Below are 23,224 nucleotides of genomic sequence, written 5' to 3' on the forward strand. Positions count from 1 at the left end.
GTGGACGTCAGCGAGATCCTGACCGGCCTGTACAGCGAGCAGGGCCGGCAGAACCCGTATCCCTTCTACGCGGCCCTGCACGAGCACGGGCCGATCAGTGCCGTGCCGACCCGCGCCGAGCACAGCACCGTCACCGCCGTCGCCGGCGGGTACGACGTGGTCGATCGGATCCTGCGTGATCCCGGCTGGTACAAGGGTTTCCCGCCGGGCTGGCAGGAGCAGGAGATCCTGCGGACGTTCCTCACCTCGATGATGTTCGTCAACCCGCCGGACCACACCCGGATGCGCGCGGTGTTCGCGAAGACGTTCACCCCGCGCCGGCTCGGCGCGCTGGAGCCGGTGATCGAACGGATCGTGGACGAGCGCCTGGACCACATGGCGGAGGCCGGCGCGGGCGGCGCCGAGGTGGACTTCGTGGCCGACTTCGCGTACCCGGTCCCGGCCCTGGTGATGGCCGAGTTCATCGGTCTGCCCGCGGCGGACCTGGCCTGGTACCGGCAGCGGGTCGACTGGATCGACGAGTACATGGACGTCTCCGGCAAGACGCCGGAGCGGCTGGCCCGGGCCAACCAGGCCGCCGAGGAGCTACGGGCCTACTACCGTGACCTGATCGCCCACCGGCGTCGCTCGCCCGGCGCCGACCTGATCAGCGGGCTGGTCGAGGTGCTCGACGCCGGTGACGTCGACCTCAGCGAGGACGAGCTGGTCAGCAACCTGATCGTGTTGTTCAACGCCAGCTTCGTCACCACCGTCTACATGTTCAGCAACGGCCTGCCGCTGCTCCTCGACCACCCGGCGGTGACCGCCGCGTTACCGGGCGACGACGCGCTGGCCCGGGGCTGTGTGGACGAGGTGCTGCGGATGGAGAGTCCGGTGCACTTCCTGGCCCGCTCCGCGCCGGCCGACACCGAGCTGGACGGCGTCCCGGTGGGCCGGGACGAGAACGTGCTGCTGCTGATCGCCGCCGCCAACCGGGACCCGGCCCGCTTCCCCGACCCGGACCGCTTCGACCCGCGGCGCGACGGGCCGCCGTCGCTGGCCTTCGGCGTCGGGCTGCACTTCTGCCTCGGCTCGGCGGTGTCGAAACTGGAGGGGCGGCTCGCGCTGCCCCGGCTGTTCGCCCGGTTCCCCCGGCTCGCGGTCACCCAGCCGTACACCTACAGCGGTAGCCTTTTCCTGCGCGGCATCGACAAGCTCTTCGTCACCACCGGGGAGGCCGGATGACGCTCGATCCGCAGGTGGTCGCGTGGCGGGCCGCGCGCGCGGCGGCCGGCGTCACGCCGCTCTACGCCCAGACCCTGACCGAGGCCCGCGCCGCCGACCTCGCCGCGATCCGCGCCGGCGCCGGCGCGGTCGAGCCGGTCGAGGAGGTACGCGACACGCGGGTGCCCGGCCCGGCCGGGCCGCTGCCGGTGCGGATCCACCGGCCGGCCGGCGACGGCCCGTTGCCCACGCTCGTCTACTTCTTCGGTGGTGGCTGGACGCTCGGCAGCGTGGACACGGCCGACGGGATCTGCCGCCGGCTGGTCAACCTGACCGGCTGTCAGACCGTGACGGTCGGCTACCGGCTCGCCCCCGAGCATCCGTTCCCGGCGGCGGTGGAGGACTGTCAGGCCGCGCTGCGCCACCTGGTCGCCCATGCCGCCGAGTTCCGGGTGGACCCGCGGCGGCTGGCGGTGGGCGGGGACAGCGCCGGCGGCAACCTGGCCGCGGCGGTGACGCTGCTGGCCCGCGCCGACGGTGGCCCCGCGCTCGCCGCCCAGGTGCTCGTCTACCCGAACACCGACCAGCGTCCCGGATCGCGTCCGGCCGGCGACGAGGACCCGTTGCTGTTCAACCGGCACTCGGTGGCGTGGTACCGCGGTCACTACCTGGCCGACTCGGGCGACGCGGCGCACCCGCTGGCCTCGCCGCTGCTCGCCGAGGACCTGTCCGGCCTGCCGCCGGCGCTCGTGGTCACCGCCGGGCACGACCCGCTGCGGGCCGAGGGCCGGCGGTACGCCGAGCGGCTGGGGGAGGCGGGCGTGCCCACCGAGACGGTCGACTACCCGGGCATGGTGCACGGCTTCTTCGCCATGCCCGGCGTGTTCGACGCCGGCCGCGAGGCCCAGGAGCGGGTCGCCGCCTTCCTGCGCCGGCGCTTCGGCCTCGACCCGGCCGACCCGGCGTCGGCGGGTGGAGCATCGGCCGGAAGCGCGACCGGGGTCGGCGCCCATGGCTGAGTCGACCGGCGGGACGCCGGCCGGCGTCCCGGTGCCGACCTGTCTGGACGACTTCGCGGCGCTGGCCCGGGCGGTGCTCCCGGCCGACGTCTGGGACTACGTCGACGGCGGCAGCGGCACCGAGACCGCGCTTGCCGCCAACCGGGCCGCGCTGGACCGGGTGGCGGTGCTGCCCCGGATGCTGGCCGGCGTCGACGAGCCGTCCACCGAGGCGCCGTTGCCCGGCGGCCGGTACGCGCTGCCGGTGGCGGTCGCGCCGATGGCGTACCAGCGGTTGCTGCACCCCGACGGCGAGCCGGCGCTCGCCGCGGCGGCCGGCGCGGCCGGCGTGCCCTACGCGGCCAGCACGCTGTCCAGCACGCCGATCGAGGAGATCGCCGCGGCCGGCGCGACGGTGTGGTTCCAGCTCTACTGGTTGCGGGATCGGGCGTTGGTGTCCGACCTGCTCGACCGGGCGCTGGCCGCCGGCTGCGCCGCGGTGGTCGTCACCGTGGACGTGCCGGTGCTCGGCCGGCGGCTGCGCGACGCGCGCAACGGGTTCGCGTTGCCGCCGCACGTCACCGCCGCGAACCTGCCCGGCGGCCGGGACGACCTGGCCCACCAGGGCACGCCCGGCGTCTCGGCCGTGGCGAAGCACACCGGCGCGGTCTTCGCCCCGGCGCTGAGCTGGGCGGACCTGGCCTGGCTGCGGGAGCGTACCCCGGTGCCCCTGCTGGTCAAGGGCATCCTGGACGCGCGCGACGCGGTCCGGGCGGCGGACGTCGGCGTGGACGCGGTGGTGGTCTCCAACCACGGCGGTCGGCAGCTCGACGCCGCCCCGGCCAGCGCGAGCGTGCTGCCGGACGTGGTCGAGGCGGTGGGGGAGCGGTGCGCGGTGCTGCTGGACAGCGGCGTCCGCGGCGGCGTCGACGTGCTGCGCGCGCTGGCCCTGGGCGCGTCCGGGGTGCTTGTCGGCCGGCCGCTGCTCTGGGCCCTCGCGGCCGGCGGCCGGGCCGGCGCCGAGGCCGCCCTGGCGTTGCTCGCGGCCGAGTTGCGCGACGCTCTCATCCTCAGCGGCTGCCCCGACCCGGCGTCGGCCCGGCGGTTGCGTACCCGGATCGGAGGCTGACGTGGAGCCGGTGGACCTGGCCGTCGAGGCGCTGCACGGCAGCGTCGGTGACCCGGCGTTGAACTCGATGAACTTCCTCAACGAGGTGGCGCAGCACTATCCGGACGCGGTGTCGCTGGCCGCCGGCCGGCCGTACGAGGAGTTCTTCGACTCGACGCTGCTGCACGCGCACCTGGACCGGTTCCGCCGGCACCTCGCCGACGACCTCGGGCTCACCCCGGCGCAGGTCGACCGGACGTTGTTGCAGTACGGCCGGACCAAGGGGATCGTGCACCACCTGATCGCCCGCAACCTGGCCGTGGACGAGGGGCTCACCGTCGACCCGGAGTCGATCGTGGTGACCGTCGGCTGCCAGGAGGCCATGTTCCTGGTGCTGCGCGCGTTGCGGGCCGAGGCGTCCGACGTGCTGTTCGCGGTGGCGCCGACGTACGTCGGGCTGACCGGCGCGGCCCGCCTGGTCGACCTGCCGGTGCGGCCGGTGGCCGGCGGCCCGGACGGCGTCGACCTGGCCGACCTACGTGCCGGGGTGCGCCGGGCCCGCGCGGAAGGGCGCCGACCGCGGGCCTGCTACGTGATGCCGGACTTCGCCAACCCGTCCGGGGTCAGCATGGACACCGCGCACCGGCGGCAGTTGCTCGACCTGGCCGCCGAGGAGGACCTGCTGCTGATCGAGGACAACCCGTACGGCCTCTTCCCGGCCACCGGCACGGACCGCCGCCGCACGCTGAAGGCGCTCGACACCGCGCGCCGGGTGGTCTATCTCGGCTCGTTCGCCAAGACCGTGCTGCCCGGTGCCCGGGTCGGCTACGTCGTGGCCGACCAGCGGGTGGGTGGCGCCGACGGCCCGGTCGGCCCGCTCGCCGACCAGCTCGCGAAGATCAAGAGCATGGTCACGGTGAACACCTCGCCGATCAGCCAGGCGGTGATCGGCGGCGCGCTGCTGGCGCACGACTGCTCGCTCGTGGCCGCGAACGTCCGGGAGCGGGCCGCGTACGCCCGCAACCTGGCCCATCTGGTCGACGGCCTGGCCCGGCGTTTCCCGGCCGGCGGCCCGGTGCGCTGGACCGTGCCGGCCGGTGGCTTCTTCGTGGTGGTCACCGTGCCGTTCGCGGTCGACGACGCGCTGCTGCACCGCTCGGCCCGGGAGTACGGCGTGCTGTGGACGCCGATGGCGCACTTCTACGACGCCGGCACGCCGGTGCGCGCGCTGCGGCTGTCGGTGAGCGCGGTCACCCCGGCGCAGATCGACCTGGGCCTGGACCGGCTCGCCGCGCTTGTCACCGACACCACGGCCGCGGTGGGCGCGCCGGCCTGACGTCGTACCGTCGTCGTGCCGGCACCCCACGTGTTCCCGCGCGCCGGGTATCCGTTGATAATGGACGGATGGTTGCCTGGGAGTACGCGTTGCTGGTCCGCCGCTATCAGGGGCAGGGCCGGAATTTCCACGTCTCGTTCGTCTGGTACGGCCCGGACGGGTCCCGCACCGACGTCACCGCGTACGGGGACACCGCGGTCGCGCATCTCAACCGGGTCGGCCGGGAAGGGTGGGAGCTGGTCACCGCCGCCGAGGACGTGAACAACGTGCAGGGCAGCACCGAGGTGCACCGCTACCACCTCAAGCGCCCGCTGCGCTGACCGGACCGACTGTCGTCGATCAAGGAGTTTGCGTCGGCGTTCGTGCGCCTGCCGACGCAAACTCCTTGATCGACCGAGGCGGGTGGGTGGCCTCAGGTCAGGTCGACCTCGGGGTAGAGGGGGAACGGGGTGAGCAGGTCGGCGGCCTGCTTGCCGACCTGCTCGGCCACCGCCGGGTCCAGCACGTACTTCGCCTTCGACGGGGCGCCGTCCGGGCCGCTGCCGGCGGTGGTCTGGGTGAGCACGGTGTGGATCAGCTCGGCGGTGGCGTCCATCTCGGCGGCGCCGAGGCCGCGGGTGGTCAGCGCCGGCGTGCCGATCCGGATGCCGGAGGTGTACCACGCGCCGTTCGGGTCCTGCGGCACCGCGTTGCGGTTGGTCACGATGCCGGAGTCGAGCAGCGCCTGTTCGGCCTGGCGACCGGTCAGGCCGTACCCGGAGACGTCGATGAGCACCAGGTGGTTGTCGGTGCCGCCGGTGACGAGCGTCGCGCCACGGCGCAGCAGTCCATCGGCGAGCGCCTGCGCGTTGTCGACGATCCGCCGGGCGTAGTCGGCGAAGTCGGGGCGACGCGCCTCGGCCAGCGCGACCGCCTTGGCGGCCATCACGTGCGGCAGCGGCCCGCCGAGCACCATCGGGCAGCCCCGGTCGACCTGGTCGGCCAGCTCCGGGCCGCAGAGCACCATGCCGCCGCGCGGGCCGCGCAGCGACTTGTGCGTGGTGGTGGTGACGATGTGCGCGTGCGGCACCGGGTCGAAGTCGCCGGTGAAGACCTTGCCGGCGACCAGGCCGGCGAAGTGCGCCATGTCGACCATGAAGGTGGCGCCGACCGAGTCGGCGATCTCCCGCATGATCCGGAAGTTGACCTTCCGCGGGTACGCCGAGTAGCCGGCGACCAGGATCAGCGGCTTGAACTCGCGCGCCGCCTCGGCCACCCGGTCGTAGTCGATCAGGCCGGTGGCCGGGTCGGTGCCGTAGCTGCGCTGGTCGAACATCTTGCCGGAGATGTTCGGCCGGAAACCGTGGGTGAGGTGGCCGCCGGCGTCGAGCGACATGCCGAGCATCCGCTGGTCGCCCAGCTCCCGGCGCAGCGCGAACCAGTCCGCCTCGGTGAGGTCGTTGACCTGGCGCACCTGCGCCCGCTTCAGCGCGGGGGACTCGACCCGGTCGGCCAGGATCGCCCAGAAGGCGACCAGGTTGGCGTCGATGCCGGAGTGCGGCTGCGCGTACGCGTGGGCGGCCCCGAACAGCTCCCTGGCGTGCTCGGCGGCGAGCGCCTCGACCGTGTCCACGTTCTGGCAGCCGGCGTAGAAGCGGCGCCCGACCGTACCCTCGGCGTACTTGTCGCTGAACCAGTTGCCCATGGCCAGCAGCGTCGCGGGGGAGGCGTAGTTCTCGCTGGCGATCAACTTCAGCGACTCGCGCTGGTCGGCCAGCTCCGCCCCGATGGCGTCCGCCACCCGCGGCTCGACGGCGCGGATCACCTCCAGCGCGCTGCGGAAGGCGGTGGATTCGGCGTTGTGCGACATGCGACCTCCTGGTGACGTGCGGAAGGCCCAGGCGCTCGGCATGCGTCCTCGTGACGAGGCCGCTCCCCGATGGTGCTCCATCTCCACGCGCCAGTCACGGCCCGTGGAAGATCCTAGCGGTCCACCCCGGTCCGGACCCGCGGGGAGGTGTAAGGCGGGGGCCCCTATTAACGCATTCGGTAGAGGCGGGGGCCCCGCTTAACATCCACGTGTTAAGCGGGGCCCCCGCCTTACATCCACGCTCAGGCGACGACGGCGTCGCGTGCCTTCTTCAGCGCCTTCGGGGCGGTCGGCGTCTTCGGGGCCTTCGGGCGCAGGTCGAGCATGCGCTGGCCGATCTCCTGGAGTTGGTTACGGCCGAGCGCGTCACGCACCTTCGGGAACCACTCCTGCTCCTCCTCCTCGACGTGGTGCAGCACGTTCTCGATCAGCACCGTCGTCTTGGCGACGAACCGCTCGTCGTCGGCGTCCATGGCGTGCAGTTCGAGGCAGAGCACGTCCGCGACGTGGTGCTCCTCGTACGACTCGAGGATGTCGTCCTCGACGTCGGGCACCAGCTTTCGGACCTCCGGGTACATCACCTCGTTCTCCAGGTAGGTGTGCACCGTCAGCGCCTCGATGATCTGCCCGACGATCTTCCCGCGCCGGCTCGCCGGCCCGTCCTCGGCGTCCTGGAACGCCGTGAACAGGCGGCGGATCTCCTTGTGGTCCTCCTTGAGCAGGACGATCGCGTCGGTGGACACCGGGTACCTCCTAGGTCGGCTGATGACGCCCCCGTACCCCCGCCCGGATCGGCACAAACCGTGCGGATCAGACGGTGGCCAGCGTGTACGGGATCTCGTTCAGCAGCTCCCGGGCGAGGAAGCCGATGCGGCCGTACCGGGGCACCAGCCGCTGCCCGCTCACCGCGTGCGCGAACGCCGCCCAGCAGGCCGCCTGTGCCGGGTCGGCGCCCCGGGAGAGCAGCCCGGCGAGCAGCCCGGCCCGCACGTCGCCGCTGCCCGAGGTGCCCAGCCCGGCGTCCCCGCTCTCCTCCCGCCAGGCCCGGCCGTCGGGCGTCGCGATGTGGCCGTACAGCGACACGACCGCGTCGTACCGGTCGGCCAGCGCCACCGCCTCGGCGTCCAGGTCGTCACCCGGGTCGCGACCCAGCAGGTGACGCGCCTCGGTCAGGTTGGGCGTGAGCACCACCTTGCGGCCCGAGCCGACCAGCAGGTCCGGCGCGTGGCTGAGCGCCCCCAGCGCGTACGCGTCGAACACCAGCGCGGTCTCCCGCCCGGCCGCGTCCAGGACCACGCGCAGTAGCTCCCCGGTGGCGTCGATGTCCCGCAGCCCGGGGCCGACCGCCACCACGTCCGCGTCGGCGACCAGGCCACCGAGCAGGTCACCGGGGTCGCCCCGGACCGCGCCGTCGTCGGTCTCCGGCAGGCCGACGACGAGCGCCTCGGGCACCTGGATGCTCAGCGACGCCGCGGTGGACTCGGCGGCGGCCAGTTGGAGCACGCCGGCCCCGGCACGCAGCGCGGCCACTCCGGCGAGCAGCACCGCGCCGGGGGTGAACCGGGAGCCGCCGACCACCAGCACGGTGCCGCGCGCTTCCTTGCCGCCGGTGGGCACCGGCAGCGCCCAGTCCCGCAGCAGCGCGGGGGTGATCACGTCAGACCGGCTCGGCATGGACGTCGTCCTCCCTGGTGGGCCGCGCCCCCTGCTGGTGCAGGTGGGCGACGTCGTTGAACAGTTCGGGGACGAGCCGGCCGGCGTCGTCGGCGCGCCAGCCGGTCACCGAGCAGTTGGCGATGACCTGCTGACGGGTCAGAGCCATCAGCTCCGCCTCGGTGAGCCCCTCCACCAGATAACGGAGCAGGAAGACAAGCGCGTCGTGGCCGAACAGCAGCACCCGCCCGCCGTCGTGGTCGCGGCGCAGGTCGCCGAGGAGCGCCCGCAGCCGCAGCGCCACGTCGGTCCACGACTCGCCGCCGGGCGGGCGGTAGTAGAACTTGCCGAGCCAGGCCCGCCGCTGCGCCTCCTCCGGGTGGCGGGTGCGCACACCGTGCCCGGTGAGCCCGTCGAGGATGCCCAGCTCCCGGTCGCGCAACCGCTCGTCCAGGCTCATCGGCAGGCCGGAGCCGGCCAGCGCCAGCTCGGCGGTGCGCACGGCGCGCAGGTACGGCGACACCACCACCACGTCCGGCCGGCGTTCCGCGGGCAGACCGGCCAGCCAGCGGCCGGTCGCCCGGGCCTGCTCCTCGCCGGTGGGCGACAACGGCACGTCCGCGTCCCGGTGGGTGAGGTCGATCAGCTCGGCGCCGGACGTCTCGGCTGCCGTGGCCGCGACGTTCGCGGTGCTCTCGCCGTGCCGGACGATCCAGAGCGATGCCATCTCCGCCATGCGGCTCCCGGTACCCGGGGCCCGCGCCCGGTAACCGCGTCGGCCCGGTGGGAGTGCGCGGCCCTCTCGTCGCCGGGTTCCCCTGGTTCGGGGCTGCGCGGGCCAGCATCGACACGGCACAATGTCCGCCGGGCGGAGCCGGTTCGCTCGGGGGGAGGTGGGCATGTCGACGGTGGTGCGGGGGCTGCGCGAGGCGCTTGTGCTCTTCGTGATCGCGGTGACGGTGATCGCCGTGGCGGTGGCCATCTGGGTCATGATCAGCGGGGGCGCCTTCGTGCACCGGGTGGGTGTGGCGTTCATGCTTGTCGGCGGCCTGATCGGGATGACCGGCGACCTGACGTTGAGCCGGATCGGCATGCTGCCGGCCCGGTCCACGTTCGGCCTGGCGCCGGAGCGGGAGGACGGCGGCGGTGGCCGGGTGCTCACCGGCGTCGGCATCTTCCTGTTCGTGTCGATCCCGCTGATCGTGGTCGGGATCCTGCTGGTCTCCTGAGGAGATGTCCGCGTGACGCCGACCGGTGCCCTACCGTGTTCTGCGTGGCGACCGCGGCGGCCGAGGAGATCCGGGTGGGGGAGCGGCTGGTCCGCGTCTCCAGCCCCGACAAGCCCTACTTCCCGGAGCGCGGGCTGACGAAGCTGGACGTGGTCCGCTACTTCCTCTCCGTCGGCGACGGCGTCCTGCGCGCGCTGCGGGACCGGCCGACGATGCTGGAGCGCTGGCCGCGCGGGGTGTTCGAGGGCGCCAAGGTGGCCACCCGGCAGACCAACCGGGGCGACGCGTTCTACCAGAAGCGGCTGCCGGCGGGCGCGCCCGACTGGGTGCGTACCGCGCACATCACGTTCCCCAGCGGCCGGACCGCCGACGAGGTCGCCCCGAGTGAGCTGGCCGTGGTGATCTGGGCGGCCAACCTGGGCACGCTGCGGTTCCACCCGTGGCCGGTGTCGAAGGCCGACGTCGAGCACCCCGACCAGCTGCGCATCGACCTCGACTCGATGCCGGGGGTGGAGTTCGCCCGGGTGGTGCCGGTGGCGCACGAGGTGCGGGCGTTCCTGGCCGAGCTGGGCCTGGTGGGGTTCCCGAAGACCACCGGCGGCCGGGGCCTGCACGTCTACGTGTCGATCGAGCCACGGTGGAGCTTCGGCGAGTGCCGGCGGGCGGTGCTGGCGCTCGGGCGGGAGATGCAGCGCCGGCGGCCGGACCTGGTCACCACCACGTGGTGGCGGGAACAGCGCGACCGGCCGGTCTTCGTCGACTACAACCAGATGGCCCGCGACCACACCATGACCTCGGCGTACTCGATCCGGCCCACCCCGGCGGCGTTGGTCTCGGCGCCGCTGGACTGGGCCGAGCTGGACGACGCCCGGCCGGAGGACTTCGACGTGGTGGGCATGCCGGCCCGGTTCGCCGAACGCGGCGACCCGCACGCCGGCTTGGACGAGCGGCGCCACTCCCTGGAGCCGCTGCTGGAGCTGGCCGACTCCGAGGGTTTGGAGCCGCCGCCGGAGCGGTAGCGCGTCAGGCCCACGGGCTGAGCGTGCCGTCGAACTCCTCGAACACCAGCCAGGTGCGAGTGGACAGCACCCCGGCGATGCTCTGCACCCGGTCCAGCACCACGTCCCGCAGGGTCGCGTTGTCCGGCGCGCGGACCAGCGCCAGCACGTCGTGCTCGCCGCTGAGCAGCGCCGCGTGCTCGATGTAGCGCACCCGGGCCAGCTCGGCGGAGACCTCCCGCCAGGTGTTCTGCTGGATGGTCAGCGCGATGTACGCCGACGTGCCCAGCCCGGCCGGCTCCGGCGCGACCCGGGCGGTGAAACCGGTGAGCACCCCGTCGCGCAGCAACCGCTCCACCCGGGCGTACGCGTTGGTGCGCGAGACGTGCACCCGTTCGGCGAGCGTCCGGATCGAGATCCGGGCGTCGGCGACCAGTTCCCGCAGGATCTGCCGGTCCACCTCGTCGAGCGGTCCGGCCGAACGTCCCGTCCCGCCCGCCGTGCCCGCTGTGGCGCCGGTCTCCTGGCTCACTCCGCTCACCTTACTGTGCCATTCGTCCCGCGTTCATCGCGGATGTTGAGTCAATCATCCCTGAGCAGGAGCATAGGGCCACCACACGTCCAGGAGGTCCCCCGCCGTGACGACCACACCCCAGGCGGTCCGCAGGGCATCCCCGCGCACCCGCCGGCCGGCCACCCCGGCCGCCGAAGACCCGTCCGCCGGCCTGCTCCCGCAGTCCACGCCGGTCCGGTTGCTCGACCCCGACGGCACCCCGCTGCCGCCCCGCGACGACTACCCCGAACCGCCGGTGGAGACGCTGCGCGAGATGTACCGCCGGATGGTCGTCGGCCGCCGCTTCGACACCCAGGCCACCGCGCTGACCAAGCAGGGCCGGCTCGCCGTCTACCCGTCCGCCCGGGGACAGGAGGCGTGCCAGGTCGGCGGCGTGCTCGCGCTGCGCGACACCGACTGGGTCTTCCCCACCTACCGGGAGTCGATGGCGCTGACCGCCCGCGGCCTGGACCCGGTCGAGGTGCTCACGCTGCTGCGCGGCGACTGGCACTGCGGGTACGACCCGGCCGCCACGCGCACCGCGCCGCAGTGCACGCCGCTCGCCACCCAGTGCGTGCACGCCGCCGGCCTGGCCTACGGCGAGTCGTACCAGGGGCGGGACACCGTGGCGCTCACGTTCATCGGCGACGGCGCCACGAGCGAGGGCGACTTCCACGAGGGCGTCAACTTCGCCGCCGTGTTCAAAGCGCCGGTGGTCTTCCTGGTGCAGAACAACAAGTACGCGATCAGCGTGCCGCTGTCCCGGCAGACCGCCGCGCCGAGCCTGGCCTACAAGGGCGTCGGCTACGGCGTGCCGAGCGAGCAGGTCGACGGCAACGACCCGGTGGCCGTGCTGGCGGTGCTCGACCGGGCGGTCGCGCACGCCCGCGCCGGCAAGGGCCCCTACCTGATCGAGGCACACACCTACCGGATGGAGCCGCACACCAACGCCGACGACCAGACCCGCTACCGCGACGCCGACGAGGTCGAGGCGTGGCGCGACCGCGATCCGATCGCCCGGCTGGAGGCGTACCTGCGGGCCCGGGGCGTGCTCGACGACGCCGCGGTCGCGGCCGTCGCCGAGGAGGCCGAGGCGTACGCCGCGACGTTGCGCCGGCGGATGGACGAACAGCCGGCCGTGGACCCGCTGAGCCTCTTCGACCACGTCTACGCCGAGCCGACGCCGCAGCTCGTCGAGCAGCGCGAACTGGTCCGGGCCGAACTGGCCGCAGCCGACGACAGGGACGGGGACGCCTGATGGCCACCGTGACCATGGCGAAGGCGCTCAATGCCGCGCTCGCCGACGCGATGCTCGACGACGAGCGGGTGGTCGTCTTCGGCGAGGACGTCGGCCAACTCGGCGGCGTCTTCCGGATCACCGACGGGTTGCAGGCCCGGTTCGGCGACAAGCGCTGCTTCGACACCCCGCTCGCCGAGGCCGGCATCGTCGGCTTCGCGGTCGGCCTGGCCATGTCCGGGCTGCGGCCGGTGGTCGAGATGCAGTTCGACGCGTTCGCCTACCCGGCGTTCGAGCAGATCGCCTCGCACGTGGCGAAGCTGCGCAACCGCACCCGGGGCGCGCTCAGCGTGCCGATCGTCATCCGGGTGCCGTACGCCGGCGGCATCGGCGGCGTGGAGCACCACTGCGACTCCTCCGAGGCGTACTACGCGCACACCCCCGGGCTGAAGGTGGTCACCCCGGCCACCGTCGACGACGCGTACTCGCTGCTGCGGGCCGCGATCGACGACCCGGATCCGGTGGTGTTCCTGGAGCCGAAGAAGCTCTACTTCGCCAGCGCCGAGGCGGACCTGCCGGCGCGCACCGCGCCGATCGGCGCCGCGGTGGTGCGCCGCCCCGGCACCGACGCCACGCTCGTCGCGTACGGCCCGGCCGTGCCGGTGGCGCTGGCCGCGGCGGAGGCGGCCCGCGAGGAGGGCTGGGACCTGGAGGTGGTCGACGTGCGCAGCATCGTGCCGTTCGACGACGCCACCGTGACCGCCTCGGTGCGGCGCACGGGCCGCTGCGTGGTGATCCAGGAGGCGCAGGGCTTCGCCGGTGTCGGCGCCGAGATCGCCGCCCGGGTCCAGGAGCGTTGCTTCCACGCCCTGCACGCTCCGGTGCTGCGGGTGTCCGGGCTGGACATCCCCTACCCCGCGCCGATGCTGGAGCACACCCACCTGCCCTCGGTGGACCGGGTGCTGGACACCGTGGCCCGGTTGCAGTGGGACGACCAGCCCGACCCCCGGTGGGTGGCGGCATGACTGAACGCACCGAGCGCAGCGAGGGCCGTGAGGGCATGCCCAACCGGCGCGGCATGACTGAACGCACCGAGCGCAGCGAGGGCCGTGAGGGCATGCCCGGCCAGCACGGCATGACCAGCACTGTCGGAACCCGTGACTTTCTCCTGCCGGACCTGGGTGAGGGGTTGAGCGAGGCGGAGATCGTGCAGTGGCGGGTCGCCGTCGGCGACGTGGTCACCGTGGACCAGAGCGTGGTCGAGGTGGAGACCGCCAAGGCCGTGGTCGACGTGCCCTGCCCGTACCCCGGTCGGGTCGTCGCCCTGCACGGCGCGGAGGGTGAGGTCCGTCCGGTCGGTCAGCCGCTGATCACCATCGCCCCGCTGGACGGCGGCGACGCGCCGGACCCGCACGCCACCTACCGCGAGGAGGAGCGGGCCGGTTCCGGCAACGTCCTGATCGGGTACGGCACCGGGCACGGCGGCCCGGGCCGGCGGCGACGCCGTCCCCGCCTGGCGGTGGCCCCGGAACCCGCCACCTCGGCGCGGCCGGACCCACCCGCCGCGGCGGGCTCCGGTCAGTCGGGAGCACCTGTCCAGGCGGCGGCGGCCGGTCCGTCGGCGGTGCCCGTTCCTTCGACGGAGACCGCTCTGTCGGACGGTGCCGCGCCGCTTGTCATCTCGCCGATCGTGCGGCGGCTGGCGAGGGAACGGGGCGTCGACCTGGCGTCGCTGCGCGGAACCGGGCCGGGCGGCGTGATCCGCCGAGCCGACGTGGAGTTCGCCGCGGACGCCCCGGCGGCCCGGTTGGCGGCGGTGCCGGACGCGCCCGACCCGCACGGCGGGGCGACGTCGGCCACGCGGGTCGGGCCGGCGCCGGTCGCGCATGCCGGGTCGGCGCCGGCCGCCGACGGCGACGTGGTCATCCCGCTCACCGGCATCCGCCGGGTGATCGCCGACAAGCTTTCCCGCAGCCGCCGGGAGATCCCCGAGGTGACCATCTGGGTCGACGTGGACGCCACCGGGTTGCTGGAGACCCGGGCCGCGATCAACGCCGCCACCCCGGACGCGCCGGTGAGCGTCCTGGCCCTGCTGGCCCGGATCTGCCTCAGCGGTCTGCGGAAGTATCCCCAGCTCAACGCGCATGTCGACACCGAGGGGCAGCGGATCGTCCAGTTCGCCGGGGTGCACCTGGGCATTGCCGCGCAGACCGACCGGGGGCTGGTCGTGCCGGTGCTGCGCGATGCCCAGCGGCTCACCACCGGGGAACTTGCCGCCGCGCTCGCCGAGACCACCGCGGCGGCCCGAGCCGGTACACTGCCCCCGGCGCGGCTGACCGGCGGGACGTTCACGCTCAACAACTACGGCGTGTTCGGGGTGGACGGCTCCACGCCGATCATCAACTACCCCGAGGCGGCGCTGCTGGGCGTCGGCCGGATCGTGGACAAGCCGTGGGTGGTGGACGGGCAGCTCGCCGTCCGGAAGGTGACCCAGCTCAGCCTCACCTTCGACCACCGGGTCTGCGACGGCGGGGTGGCCGGCGGCTTCCTGCGTCACGTGGCCGACTGTGTGGAACGGCCCGCACTGCTGATCGCGAACGTCTGACCGCCCGCCCCACAACAGATCTTGGTACGAAATGGCCCCTCCAGGGGCCATTTCGTACCAAGATCTAAGTCCGGGAAGGTGGGGCGACGCGCGGCCAGCGGCATCGCCGTGGGCGGTGGCCGCTGCCATCTCGCCGAGCTGGTGGCCGGCTACGCCTGATCGCCCGTGCGGCGGAGCAAGGCTCCGGAAAAGCGGGAAGATCGCGCCGAGCAACCGGACGATCGGACCGGGTAATGCCGATCCGGTCGTCGCCCACCCAATACTTCGCAGCCGTTTCCGAGTAATTCCGCCGAAGGTGCCACTCGGTGACGCCGGGCCTACAGAATGTGGGCGAGGGGGTTCCGGAAATGGGGGGCGACATATGTTTGTGAGGCGGCGACTGACGCTTTTCGCGGTGACTGTCGCGATCACGCCGCTCGCGGTCGGCGCGTGCACCGCCGGCCCGAAGTCGGTGGTCCGGAAGGCCGAGGCGGCTCCGCCGTCGGTCACGGTGACGCCTGCCGACCGGGCTCGTGACGTGCCGATCAGCGCGGAGGTGGGCACGAAGGTCAGCAACGGCAGGGTGACCGCCGTGAAGCTGACCGACGACAAGGGCCGCCCGGTGCCGGCGCAGCCACGCGAGGACGGATCGGGGTGGGTGCCGGACCGTCCGCTGGCGAATTCCCGGACGTACACGGCGGAGGTGACCGTGACCGGCGATTCCGGGAAGACCGCGACCCGGAAGACGACGTTCACGACGATGGCCAAATCCACCAAACCGGCCGTCACCAGCGAATTGTATTTCCAGGACAAACAGACCTACGGGACGGCGATGCCGGTGGTGCTCGGGTTCGACCCGCCGATTCCGGAACAGGCGCGGGCGGACGTGCAGCGGCGGTTGTTCGTGAAGACCGACCCGCCGCAGCCGGGCACCTGGTCGTGGATGTCCGACGGCAAGCAGGCCGAGTACCGGGCCCCCGACCAGTGGAAGCCCGGCACGAGGATCAGCGTGCGCAGCGCGCTGGAGGGGCTGCCCATCGGCAAGGAGGCGGTCGGCGACGTCGACCACGTGGCGACCGCCCGGGTGGGTCGGCGGGTGTCGCTGGACATCGACAACACCACCAAGCAGATGACTGTCTACCAGGACGGCAAGGTGCTCAGGAAGCTGCCGGTCAGCCTGGGCAAGCCCAGCACGCCGAGCTCCAGCGGCACCATGGTGATCATGGAGAAGCACGAGCACACCACGTTCGACACGCGGGGCGAGCCGGACGGCGGCTACGTGGTCGACGTGGACGACGCCCAGCGGCTGACCTGGGGTGGCGAGTTCATCCACTCGGCACCGTGGTCGGAGGGGGAGCAGGGCTACAACAACACCTCGCACGGCTGCACGAACGTCTCGGCCACCGGCGCGGACTGGCTGATGGGCGTCACCCAGGTCGGCGACCTGGTGACCGTCAAGGGCACCGAGGTGAAGCTCCAGCAGGGCAACGGCTTCACCGCCTGGAACGTCAGCTGGGACGAGTTCGCCAAGGGCAGCGCGCTGCCCGTACCGGCGGGGCTGAAGCCGACGCCGAGCGCGACGCCGCACCCGGGCGCGGTGGCCGGGGGCTCGTCGCCCGCGCCCACCCCGACCAGGAGCAACAGCGGCGGTTGAACCGGGGAGGAACGGCCGGGGTCGGTCCGCGTACGCGGACCGACCCCAGCAGGCGGGCGAGCGGCTGCGGGATGACCCTGAGACGGCTCCGGGTCGACACCCGGGCGCTACCCGGAACCCCGCCCGCGAGCAGCCGAAACTGTCGGTGGGCGGGGGTAGGTTTGGCGGTATGAGAGACAGCGGCGACCGGTTCGCGGTGGCGATGGACGTGCGCGACCACGTGGTCGAGCTGCGCCCGGTCGGCGAGATCGACATCGCCACCGTGTCGGCGTTCCGGGCCGCGCTGTGGGCGGCCCCGGCGCGGCCGGTGCTGCGGGTCGACCTGTCCGGCGTGCGCCTGCTCTCCGCCGCCGGGGTGCGCGCGTTGGCCGCCGCCCACCTGCGGATGCGAGCCCGCGGCGGCGAGCTGGTGCTTGTCGACCCCGACCCGGTCGTGGCCCGGGTGTTGCGGGTGACCGGCCTGCACCGGGTCGTCCCGGTGCGCCAGTCGGGTCGCGGTCCGGAGCTGCTTGTCGGCGCGGCGGCCTGAACGCCGGCCGGGCCGCCGGCAGGACGCCGACGGCCCGGTGGTCCGGGGGAGCGCTCAGCGCACGCCGAGCAGGTCCACCACGAAGACGAGCGTCTCGTTCGGCTTGATGACGCCGCCGGCGCCCTGGGCTCCGTAGCCCAGGTGCGGCGGGATGGTGAGCCGGCGCCGGCCGCCCACCTTCATGCCGATCACGCCCTGGTCCCAGCCGGCGATGACCTGGCCGCCGCCGAGCGGGAACTCGAACGTCTCGCCCCGGTTCCACGAGGCGTCGAACTCGCGGCCGGTGGAGTGGGCCACGCCCACGTAGTGCACGCTGGCCAACTGGCCGGCCTGGGCCTGCGGGCCGTCGCCGACCGTGATGTCCTCGACGACGAGATCGGCGGGCGGCGCGCCCTCGATCGGGCCAACCTCGGGCTTCTCCATGAACGGGTCTCCTCGGTGCTGACGGGGTAATCACCGTCGATCCTGCCCGATCGTGACCGACCGATACGCTCCGGTACCCGCCGTGCCGCCGACGCCGGGTCACACGACGGGGTGGGCGTCGCCGGTCGGCGACGCCCACCCCGGGCGAGCGGCTCTCACCTCAGCCAGGGGAAGCGCTGGACCAGGGGGAGCGTCGCCCAGGCCCGACCGAGCCCGAGGGTGTTGCCAGCGCCGACAAGCGCCAGGCCGGCGAGGAGTCCCGCGTAGATGAGGTGGTCGTCCATGACGGGGTTGTTCTCCGGGGGCAGCACGGCCGTCCACATCAGGACCAGCAGCAGCCCGCCGGCGACGGCGGCGATCCGGGTGCCGATGCCGAGCAGCAGGGCCACGCCGATGCCGAGCAGGCCGAGCATGAACAGCCAGTCCGCCCAGGCGGCGCCGGCGATGTCGTGGTAGATGCCCTCGAACGGGCCGGCCACGCCGAAGCCGAGGAAGCCCTTGGTCGGGCTGCCGCCGTTGATCCAGGCGTTCTTCGCCGGGGTCTCGTGCCCCAGACCGAACATCTTGTCGAGGAAGGCCCAGAGGAACACCCAACCCAGGGCGATGCGCAGCCCGGCCCAGACGTACCGGGTGGCCTTCTGCCGGGGGGTCTCGGCCGCCGGAGCGGTGGTGATGGCGGGGGTCCGCTCGCGTGTCGCGGTCATGGTGTCCACGTCCCTTCTGTACCTGACACCGCGCTTCGGTGGCATCTCCATTCCACCGTCGCGCGCCGGCCGGAAGCAGGGCCGTCGGTGCCTCCTGCCCGGGTCCTTGGTCCCGTCCCGGCCCGGTCCGGTCGGCCCGGGACGGGACCGGCGCGGACGGGACCGGGCCGGCTCAGGCCGGGGCGGCGAGCTGGGCGGCGAGCAGCGCCGGCGCCTCCGCCAGCGACGGGCCGTACCAGGTCAGGTGCCGGCCGGAGACCAGCACCGAGGGCACCCGCGGGAACGCCTCCGGCCCGTCGTCGGCGGTGAACCGGTACGGCTCGTCCGGCAACACCACCAGCTCCGGCGACCGGGACCGCAGCTCGTCGAGCGTCGGGCGGGGATAGCGCTCGGGATCGCCGGCCCAGCCGTTGACCACCCCGAGCCGGCGCAGCACGTCCCCGGCGAACGTGTCGCGACCCAGCACCACCCACGGGCGCCGCCACACCGGCACCACCGCGGTCCGGACGCGCCCCGGCTCGGGCGGCGCGGCCCAGGCCCGGCGGGCCGCGCGCAGCCACGGCGGCTCGGCCGGGACACCGAGCGCGGCGGCCAGCTCACCGAGCTGGTCGAGGGCCTCCGGCACGGTACGCGGGAAGGTGACCCGGACCGGCACGCCGGCCGCACGCAGCGCCTCCGCGTCAGCCAGCCGGTTCTCCTCCTCGTTGAGCAGCACCAGGTCGGGCGCCAGCGCCAACACCCGGTCCAGGTCGGGATATTTCGTGCCGCCGACGCGGGGGACGTCCAGCCCGGCCGGGTGCGTGCACCAGTCGGTCGCGCCGACAAGCACCTCCGGCCGCGTCGCCGCGACCGCCTCGGTCAGCGACGGCACCAGCGACACCACTCGCACGGCCGGTCAGTGGGCCCCGACCGGCGCGGGCTCCGGCGGCAGGCCCGCCACCGGCACACCCTCGCGCACCGCCCACTCCACCGCAGCCCGCAGGTCCGTCGTCGGCAGCGGCCGCCGGGTGGTCACCGCGACGGCGGCGTGCACGGTGTACGCGACGAACGGGAACGCCCGGGCCAGCGCGCCGATGGTCTCGTGCAGCCGGCCCACCACGGCCAGCGCCTCCGGTTCGCCGAGCGCCGGCAGTACGAGCTGGAACTCGTTGTCGGCGACCCGGACCGCCCGGTCCACCGGCCGCAGCACGCTGGTGACCGCGGCGAGCACGGCCTGACTCTCCCGGGCGGCGCTGCGCCGCCCGAAACGCTCCGGCGCGCCGGCCGGTTCGGCCACCCGCAGGCCCACGAGCGCCACCGGCAGGGTGCCGGAGGCGGTCACCCCGTCCGCACCGGACCAGCGACGCAGACCGGCCTCGTCGAGCATCCCGTCCGCCGTCTCGACCGGTGGCGCGCCCCGGTCGCCGCGCCGGACCAGCAACCGCAGCGCCGCGTCGGCCCGCGACTCGCCCGCGCCGGCCGGAATGTCCCGCACCCGGCCGACCGCCTCGTCCAGCGCCGTCCGGGCCGGACCGGGCAGCCGCTCGGCGAGCCGCTCCCGCAGCCGGATCACCTCGTGCAACGCGGCGTCCCGGCGGAATCCCCAACGACCGTCGAAGAGCCGGCCGGTCTCCAGCGTCGCGGCCGGCGTGACCTCACCCCGGTCGTACGCCACCAGGCTGGCGCCGAAGCGTGGGGTCAGCGCCATCACGCTCCACTCCCGGGCCAGGTCCTCCGTCTCGTCGAGCACCACCGCGCACACCCCGTCGGGGAGGTCGGGTGGGGGACCGCCGACCATGCCGACGACGGTGGCGGTGGCCCGGCCGGCGATCCGTCGGTAGACCTCCCGCTCCCGGTCGAAGTACGGCAGCCGCTGGAAGAGCGCGAGCACGACGAGTGGACCGTCCTCGGCCTCCGCCAGCGCCGCCCGTTCGATGGCGTGGGACACGGCCACGAGACTGCGTTTGGTGAACCGCTCCGGGGTCCGTCCGCTCTGCACCCGCAGAGCGTAGATCGTCGGACCCGGCGGCGCACCGCCCGAGGGTGGCCCGGATTCTCCCCCGTACCGCCGAGGCAGCCCGCATGATCGACGCCCTAGACTCGGGCGTCGACGAGAGCGACGGACGGACTGTGGCGAGATGACGAGCACCGGCGGCGTGACCGCCTCCTGGCTGCGGCCGGTCCCGCCCGAGGCGGCACCGCGACTCACCCGTGCCGGTCACCTCGGCTTCGCCGACCGGCGTCTCGCCGAGTTGGTGCAGGGCCGTCCGCCCGGGGTCACCGGCAGCCAGTGGAGCACCGCCGGGCGGGCCGCGCTCGACCTGGTGGTGTGCGCCGCCGACACCCGGCTGCCGCGCTTCGCCGTGCGGTTCGGCCCGCCCGCGCCCGACGGTTCACCCGCTCGCCGCGCCGAGCGGCTCACCGACGCGGTCTGCGCTGCGGTGGGCCTGCCGCTGCTGCGGGTCGAGTCGTCGACGCTGGGCGGGGGCGAGCACGTCCGCCGGTTCGCCGCGTACGTGCTCGACGCCCGCGCCTACGCCGAGGGCACCGACCCGGACGGTGGGGACGCGGTCGGATTCCGGGACATCGTGGGCCGGCTGCCCGACGGCCGCCCTGGTCCGGTCAACGACCTCGGCGCGCTGGCCCGGGCCGACGCGGTCGAGGCGTACGTGGCCGGACGGGTCCCGCGGAGGGGTGGAGCTGGGTCGAGGCGCGGCCCGGGCGCTGCCTGCTGGAGCGGGTGCGGTTGACGGCCCGGGGCTTCGGCTGCGGGGTGGACCCGGGCCGGCTCGCCGAGGACCTGGCCACGGTGGCGCTGGGGGAGCGGCTCCGCGCCGCGGATCCTGCCGCGGCGTTCCTGGTGGACCGCGACGACCTCCGCGAACAGGTGCGGCGTCTCGCCGACCGGCGCGACTCCTTCGACGGCGGCTTCGCCTTCGCCCATCTCTGCGCCGACTGATCCACCACTGCGGTGACCGACCGGTCACGCAATTTTTTTCCGATCTCCGGTTGAACCTTCGCCGACGGCACTCCGTACCTAAGCGGGAATGGACGCAGATCCTCCGCCGCGCCACCGACGGCGCGGAGACGGTGCGGAAGGGCATCGTCGGCCATTGACGCGCGACCGCAATGTCGCAGTGGTTCCACCCCGAGTTTCCACCGGGACCACCAGTCAGCTACCGGATCGAGAAGGAGAGCAATTCGATGCGCAGGTCCACACGGGCGCGCCGGTCATCCGGTAACGCGCGGAGCAAGCGGATGCTGGCCGTGGTCGGCACGCTCGCGGTCTTCGGCGGCATTGTCGCCGTCACCCAGATCTCGTCCGCCCAGGACCAGCGGAGGACCACCCGTGTCGCCTCGGCGTCCTGTGTGGCCTCAAGCCCGGGGGCGACCGCTCCGGGCGGTCAGGGCAGCACCACCCGGACCTGGCAGAACGGCCGCTGGGTCCGCAACCACTGGGGTGACGGCCAGATGTCGGCGGCCGAGTGCCAGCAGACCAAGGCGGGCGGCGCCGGTGCGGGCACCCCGACCGTGGCCTGCCCGGACGTCAAGAGCAAGCTGCCGCAGGTGCCCGGCCGGGCCCGCGCCGAGGTGGACCGCAACCTGGCCCTGCTGGGCACCCAGATCGCCGAGGCGAACCGGCGGCTCGCGGCCGAGGGCCGCAACGGCGGCGATTTCATCAACAACGCCATTCTCCGTCCGCTCGCCGACAAGCGGACCGCGACGCTGAACCGGATCGCCACGGCGATCGGGCGCGGCGGCCAGCGTCCGCAGGGCCTGGACAAGCTCGCTCCGTGTGCCCTCGCCGACAACGCGCAGAACGGCGGCCAGAACGGTGGCGGTAACAACGGCGGCGGCAACAACGGCGGTAACAACGGCGGCCAGAACGGCGGCGGCAACAACGGCGGCGGCAACAACAACGGCGGCAACAACGGCCTCGACGTGCTGGCCAAGGACTGCGCCAACAGCAAGCTCCAGGGGCACGACGGATTCCAGAACGGCAACCGGTGCGTGAGCACGGCGTTCGGTGAGGTTGGCGCCGCGGCGAGCAACCCGTCGCTGCTGATCACCCAGTTCCCGAACCAGGTCCAGCGCAACCAGCCGTTCACGCTCCGGGTCACCACGAAGAACCTGGTGCGGGACCGCTTCCTCGCCGCCGGCCAGGGTGGCTACTACGTGGAGAGCTCGCTGCTCAACGACCAGGGCCTGGTCCGTGGCCACTTCCACACCGCGTGCCGGATGCTCGGCAGCACCCGGCAGCCCCCGAACCCGCAGGACGTGCCCGCGTTCTTCGTCGCCACGGAGGACGGCAAGGGCAGCAACCAGCCGGACGACGTGCTGATCCAGATCCCCGGCCTGCCGGACTCGGGCCTGGCCCAGTGCTCGGTCTGGGCCGGTGACGGCTCGCACCGCATTCCGATGATGGAGCGGGCCAACCAGACCCCCGCCATCGACGTGGTGCGCATCCAGGTCAACTGAGTTCGACACCGGCGGCCGGTGCGGCCCGGGGCGTCCCCGGGCGGCACCGGCCGCTTCGCGTGCGACCCGATCCTCCGGGTGGGTGGGAAAGCCTTCCGGCCGCGGCGTGCCTCGGTCGGGTCGGGCCGGAAGAAATTTCGTGCCGTGACGATCCTGCCGGATGAAAATCAGTGGCGAAAAGCAGACCGGGGTCACGCTGATTTCTCAGCGTGACCCCGGGGTGCCCGACGGTGAACCGGGAGGACTCAGCGGTTCTTGTACGCCTCCACCACCGAGACCGGGATGCGCCCCCGCTCGGAAATCTCGTGGCCGTTCTTGGCGGCCCATTCCCGGATGGCGCGGTTCTGCTCGCGATCCATTCCCGAGGTGCTCGGCCGGGATGCGCGCCGGGGTGTGCGGCCAGCGTCGACCGGCCCGCGGCCAATGCGCCGGCCAGCGCTGATGTAGGGATCCAGCGCCTTACGCAGGACGCCCGCGTTCTCGTCCGAGACGTCGATCGTGTATGCGACGCCGTCCAGGCTGAACTCGACGGTCCGATCGGCCTTTCCGCCGTCGAGGTCGTCGGTCAGAACGGTGATTACTTTCCTTGCCATCGCCATTACTCCCTGTGTCGGGCGGGGTGTGGCTAAGAGTTTGACCTACCTGGCGGTAATTCCGCAACAATACCCGCCCCGTTCCATTCGGCGGGTCGCGAAATCGTGGGCCGGC

The 23,224-nt window shown here is 73.5% G+C and carries 25 protein-coding genes and 1 riboswitch; of the genes, 15 read left to right on the plus strand and 10 right to left on the minus strand.

All coding sequences use genetic code 11. The annotated features are described in order from the left end of the window. From O7602_RS12505 to O7602_RS12525, 5 genes are all read left to right on the plus strand, one after another. Complete coding sequence (locus tag O7602_RS12505) at positions 1–1,224, plus strand: cytochrome P450 (protein ID WP_281588971.1); 1,224 nt, start codon at positions 1–3, stop codon at positions 1,222–1,224. Further along, the gene (locus O7602_RS12510) at positions 1,221–2,222 is read left to right on the plus strand and encodes an alpha/beta hydrolase (RefSeq protein WP_281588972.1); all 1,002 of its coding nucleotides are present in this window, start codon (positions 1,221–1,223) and stop codon (positions 2,220–2,222) included. The genes O7602_RS12505 and O7602_RS12510 overlap by 4 nt, the downstream gene beginning before the upstream one ends. Further along, a complete protein-coding gene (locus O7602_RS12515) occupies positions 2,215–3,330 on the plus strand; it encodes an alpha-hydroxy acid oxidase (RefSeq protein ID WP_281588974.1) in 1,116 nt (371 codons plus the stop codon). Before O7602_RS12510 ends, O7602_RS12515 begins: the two co-directional genes overlap by 8 nt. 1 nt (position 3,331) lies before the next feature. Next, entirely contained in the window at positions 3,332–4,645 is a 1,314-nt protein-coding gene (locus tag O7602_RS12520; protein WP_281588976.1) for a PLP-dependent aminotransferase family protein, read from the plus strand. Between the two features lie 68 nt (positions 4,646–4,713). Then, entirely contained in the window at positions 4,714–4,965 is a 252-nt protein-coding gene (locus O7602_RS12525; protein WP_107160278.1) for a hypothetical protein, read from the plus strand. 92 nt (positions 4,966–5,057) lie between these two features. On the opposite strand, the gene O7602_RS12530 is transcribed toward O7602_RS12525, so the two are convergent. The 4 genes from O7602_RS12530 to O7602_RS12545 form a co-directional block, all read right to left on the minus strand. Further along, on the minus strand, positions 5,058–6,494 hold the full coding sequence (locus O7602_RS12530; RefSeq protein ID WP_281588981.1) for a glycine hydroxymethyltransferase: 1,437 nt from the start codon (positions 6,492–6,494) through the stop codon (positions 5,058–5,060). 18 nt (positions 6,495–6,512) lie between these two features. Then, positions 6,513–6,602, minus strand: a riboswitch (ZMP/ZTP riboswitch). Positions 6,603–6,736: 134 nt separating this feature from the next. Beyond that, positions 6,737–7,237 carry a hemerythrin domain-containing protein gene (locus O7602_RS12535; RefSeq protein ID WP_281588983.1) on the minus strand — a complete coding sequence of 167 codons (501 nt, stop codon included), beginning with the start codon at positions 7,235–7,237 and terminating at the stop codon, positions 6,737–6,739. A gap of 67 nt (positions 7,238–7,304) precedes the next feature. Beyond that, entirely contained in the window at positions 7,305–8,168 is an 864-nt protein-coding gene (locus O7602_RS12540) for an NAD(P)H-hydrate dehydratase (protein ID WP_281588985.1), read from the minus strand. After that, complete coding sequence (locus O7602_RS12545; protein WP_281588987.1) at positions 8,152–8,883, minus strand: histidine phosphatase family protein; 732 nt, start codon at positions 8,881–8,883, stop codon at positions 8,152–8,154. The genes O7602_RS12540 and O7602_RS12545 overlap by 17 nt, the downstream gene beginning before the upstream one ends. A gap of 163 nt (positions 8,884–9,046) precedes the next feature. Between O7602_RS12545 and O7602_RS12550 the strand changes: the two genes are divergently transcribed. Both O7602_RS12550 and O7602_RS12555 read left to right on the plus strand, forming a co-directional pair. Beyond that, entirely contained in the window at positions 9,047–9,376 is a 330-nt protein-coding gene (locus O7602_RS12550) for a hypothetical protein (protein ID WP_281588988.1), read from the plus strand. A gap of 35 nt (positions 9,377–9,411) precedes the next feature. Continuing rightward, positions 9,412–10,395 carry a DNA primase small subunit domain-containing protein gene (locus O7602_RS12555; RefSeq protein ID WP_281588990.1) on the plus strand — a complete coding sequence of 328 codons (984 nt, stop codon included), beginning with the start codon at positions 9,412–9,414 and terminating at the stop codon, positions 10,393–10,395. 4 nt (positions 10,396–10,399) lie between these two features. Here the strand turns inward: O7602_RS12555 and O7602_RS12560 are convergent, their stop codons facing one another. Continuing rightward, positions 10,400–10,906 carry an Lrp/AsnC family transcriptional regulator gene (locus O7602_RS12560; protein ID WP_281588992.1) on the minus strand — a complete coding sequence of 169 codons (507 nt, stop codon included), beginning with the start codon at positions 10,904–10,906 and terminating at the stop codon, positions 10,400–10,402. A 106-nt stretch (positions 10,907–11,012) separates the two neighbouring features. On the opposite strand from O7602_RS12560, the gene pdhA reads away from it, so the two are divergent. The 5 genes from pdhA (at position 11,013) to O7602_RS12585 (ending at position 16,931) form a co-directional block, all read left to right on the plus strand. Further along, the gene (pdhA, locus tag O7602_RS12565; protein WP_281588994.1) at positions 11,013–12,185 is read left to right on the plus strand and encodes a pyruvate dehydrogenase (acetyl-transferring) E1 component subunit alpha; all 1,173 of its coding nucleotides are present in this window, start codon (positions 11,013–11,015) and stop codon (positions 12,183–12,185) included. Beyond that, positions 12,185–13,189: an alpha-ketoacid dehydrogenase subunit beta gene (locus O7602_RS12570; RefSeq protein WP_281588996.1), complete on the plus strand. Its 1,005-nt coding sequence runs from the start codon at positions 12,185–12,187 to the stop codon at positions 13,187–13,189. Before pdhA ends, O7602_RS12570 begins: the two co-directional genes overlap by 1 nt. A 110-nt stretch (positions 13,190–13,299) precedes the next feature. Next, entirely contained in the window at positions 13,300–14,769 is a 1,470-nt protein-coding gene (locus tag O7602_RS12575; protein WP_281590271.1) for a dihydrolipoamide acetyltransferase family protein, read from the plus strand. 361 nt (positions 14,770–15,130) lie between these two features. Continuing rightward, positions 15,131–16,402: an Ig-like domain-containing protein gene (locus tag O7602_RS12580; RefSeq protein ID WP_281588998.1), complete on the plus strand. Its 1,272-nt coding sequence runs from the start codon at positions 15,131–15,133 to the stop codon at positions 16,400–16,402. A gap of 169 nt (positions 16,403–16,571) precedes the next feature. Further along, positions 16,572–16,931, plus strand: coding sequence for an anti-sigma factor antagonist (locus O7602_RS12585; RefSeq protein WP_281588999.1), 360 nt, complete (start codon positions 16,572–16,574; stop codon positions 16,929–16,931). 54 nt (positions 16,932–16,985) lie between these two features. Here the strand turns inward: O7602_RS12585 and O7602_RS12590 are convergent, their stop codons facing one another. The 4 genes from O7602_RS12590 to O7602_RS12605 all read right to left on the minus strand — a co-directional run bounded on the left by O7602_RS12590 (position 16,986) and on the right by O7602_RS12605 (position 20,036). Further along, on the minus strand, positions 16,986–17,354 hold the full coding sequence (locus O7602_RS12590) for an FKBP-type peptidyl-prolyl cis-trans isomerase (RefSeq protein WP_281589000.1): 369 nt from the start codon (positions 17,352–17,354) through the stop codon (positions 16,986–16,988). 155 nt (positions 17,355–17,509) lie between these two features. Then, positions 17,510–18,067: a DoxX family protein gene (locus O7602_RS12595; protein WP_281589001.1), complete on the minus strand. Its 558-nt coding sequence runs from the start codon at positions 18,065–18,067 to the stop codon at positions 17,510–17,512. Positions 18,068–18,230: 163 nt separating this feature from the next. Beyond that, a complete protein-coding gene (locus tag O7602_RS12600; protein ID WP_281589002.1) occupies positions 18,231–18,947 on the minus strand; it encodes a helical backbone metal receptor in 717 nt (238 codons plus the stop codon). Between the two features lie 6 nt (positions 18,948–18,953). Further along, entirely contained in the window at positions 18,954–20,036 is a 1,083-nt protein-coding gene (locus O7602_RS12605) for a DICT sensory domain-containing protein (RefSeq protein ID WP_281589004.1), read from the minus strand. Positions 20,037–20,175: 139 nt separating this feature from the next. Here O7602_RS12605 and O7602_RS12610 point away from each other — a divergent pair, with 139 nt between their 5' ends. The 3 genes from O7602_RS12610 (at position 20,176) to O7602_RS12620 (ending at position 22,516) form a co-directional block, all read left to right on the plus strand. Beyond that, positions 20,176–20,787 carry a DUF2726 domain-containing protein gene (locus O7602_RS12610; RefSeq protein WP_281589006.1) on the plus strand — a complete coding sequence of 204 codons (612 nt, stop codon included), beginning with the start codon at positions 20,176–20,178 and terminating at the stop codon, positions 20,785–20,787. Continuing rightward, complete coding sequence (locus O7602_RS12615) at positions 20,778–20,996, plus strand: hypothetical protein (protein WP_281589008.1); 219 nt, start codon at positions 20,778–20,780, stop codon at positions 20,994–20,996. The genes O7602_RS12610 and O7602_RS12615 overlap by 10 nt, the downstream gene beginning before the upstream one ends. Before the next feature lie 245 nt (positions 20,997–21,241). Further along, positions 21,242–22,516 (plus strand): hypothetical protein, encoded by a 1,275-nt coding sequence (locus O7602_RS12620; RefSeq protein WP_281589010.1) that lies wholly within the window; start codon positions 21,242–21,244, stop codon positions 22,514–22,516. Positions 22,517–22,761: 245 nt separating this feature from the next. On the opposite strand, the gene O7602_RS12625 is transcribed toward O7602_RS12620, so the two are convergent. After that, complete coding sequence (locus O7602_RS12625; RefSeq protein ID WP_281589012.1) at positions 22,762–23,109, minus strand: Lsr2 family protein; 348 nt, start codon at positions 23,107–23,109, stop codon at positions 22,762–22,764. Between the last annotated feature and the right edge of the window lie 115 nt (positions 23,110–23,224).

The sequence above is a fragment of the Micromonospora sp. WMMD1128 genome (assembly GCF_027497235.1).
Classification (GTDB): domain Bacteria; phylum Actinomycetota; class Actinomycetes; order Mycobacteriales; family Micromonosporaceae; genus Micromonospora.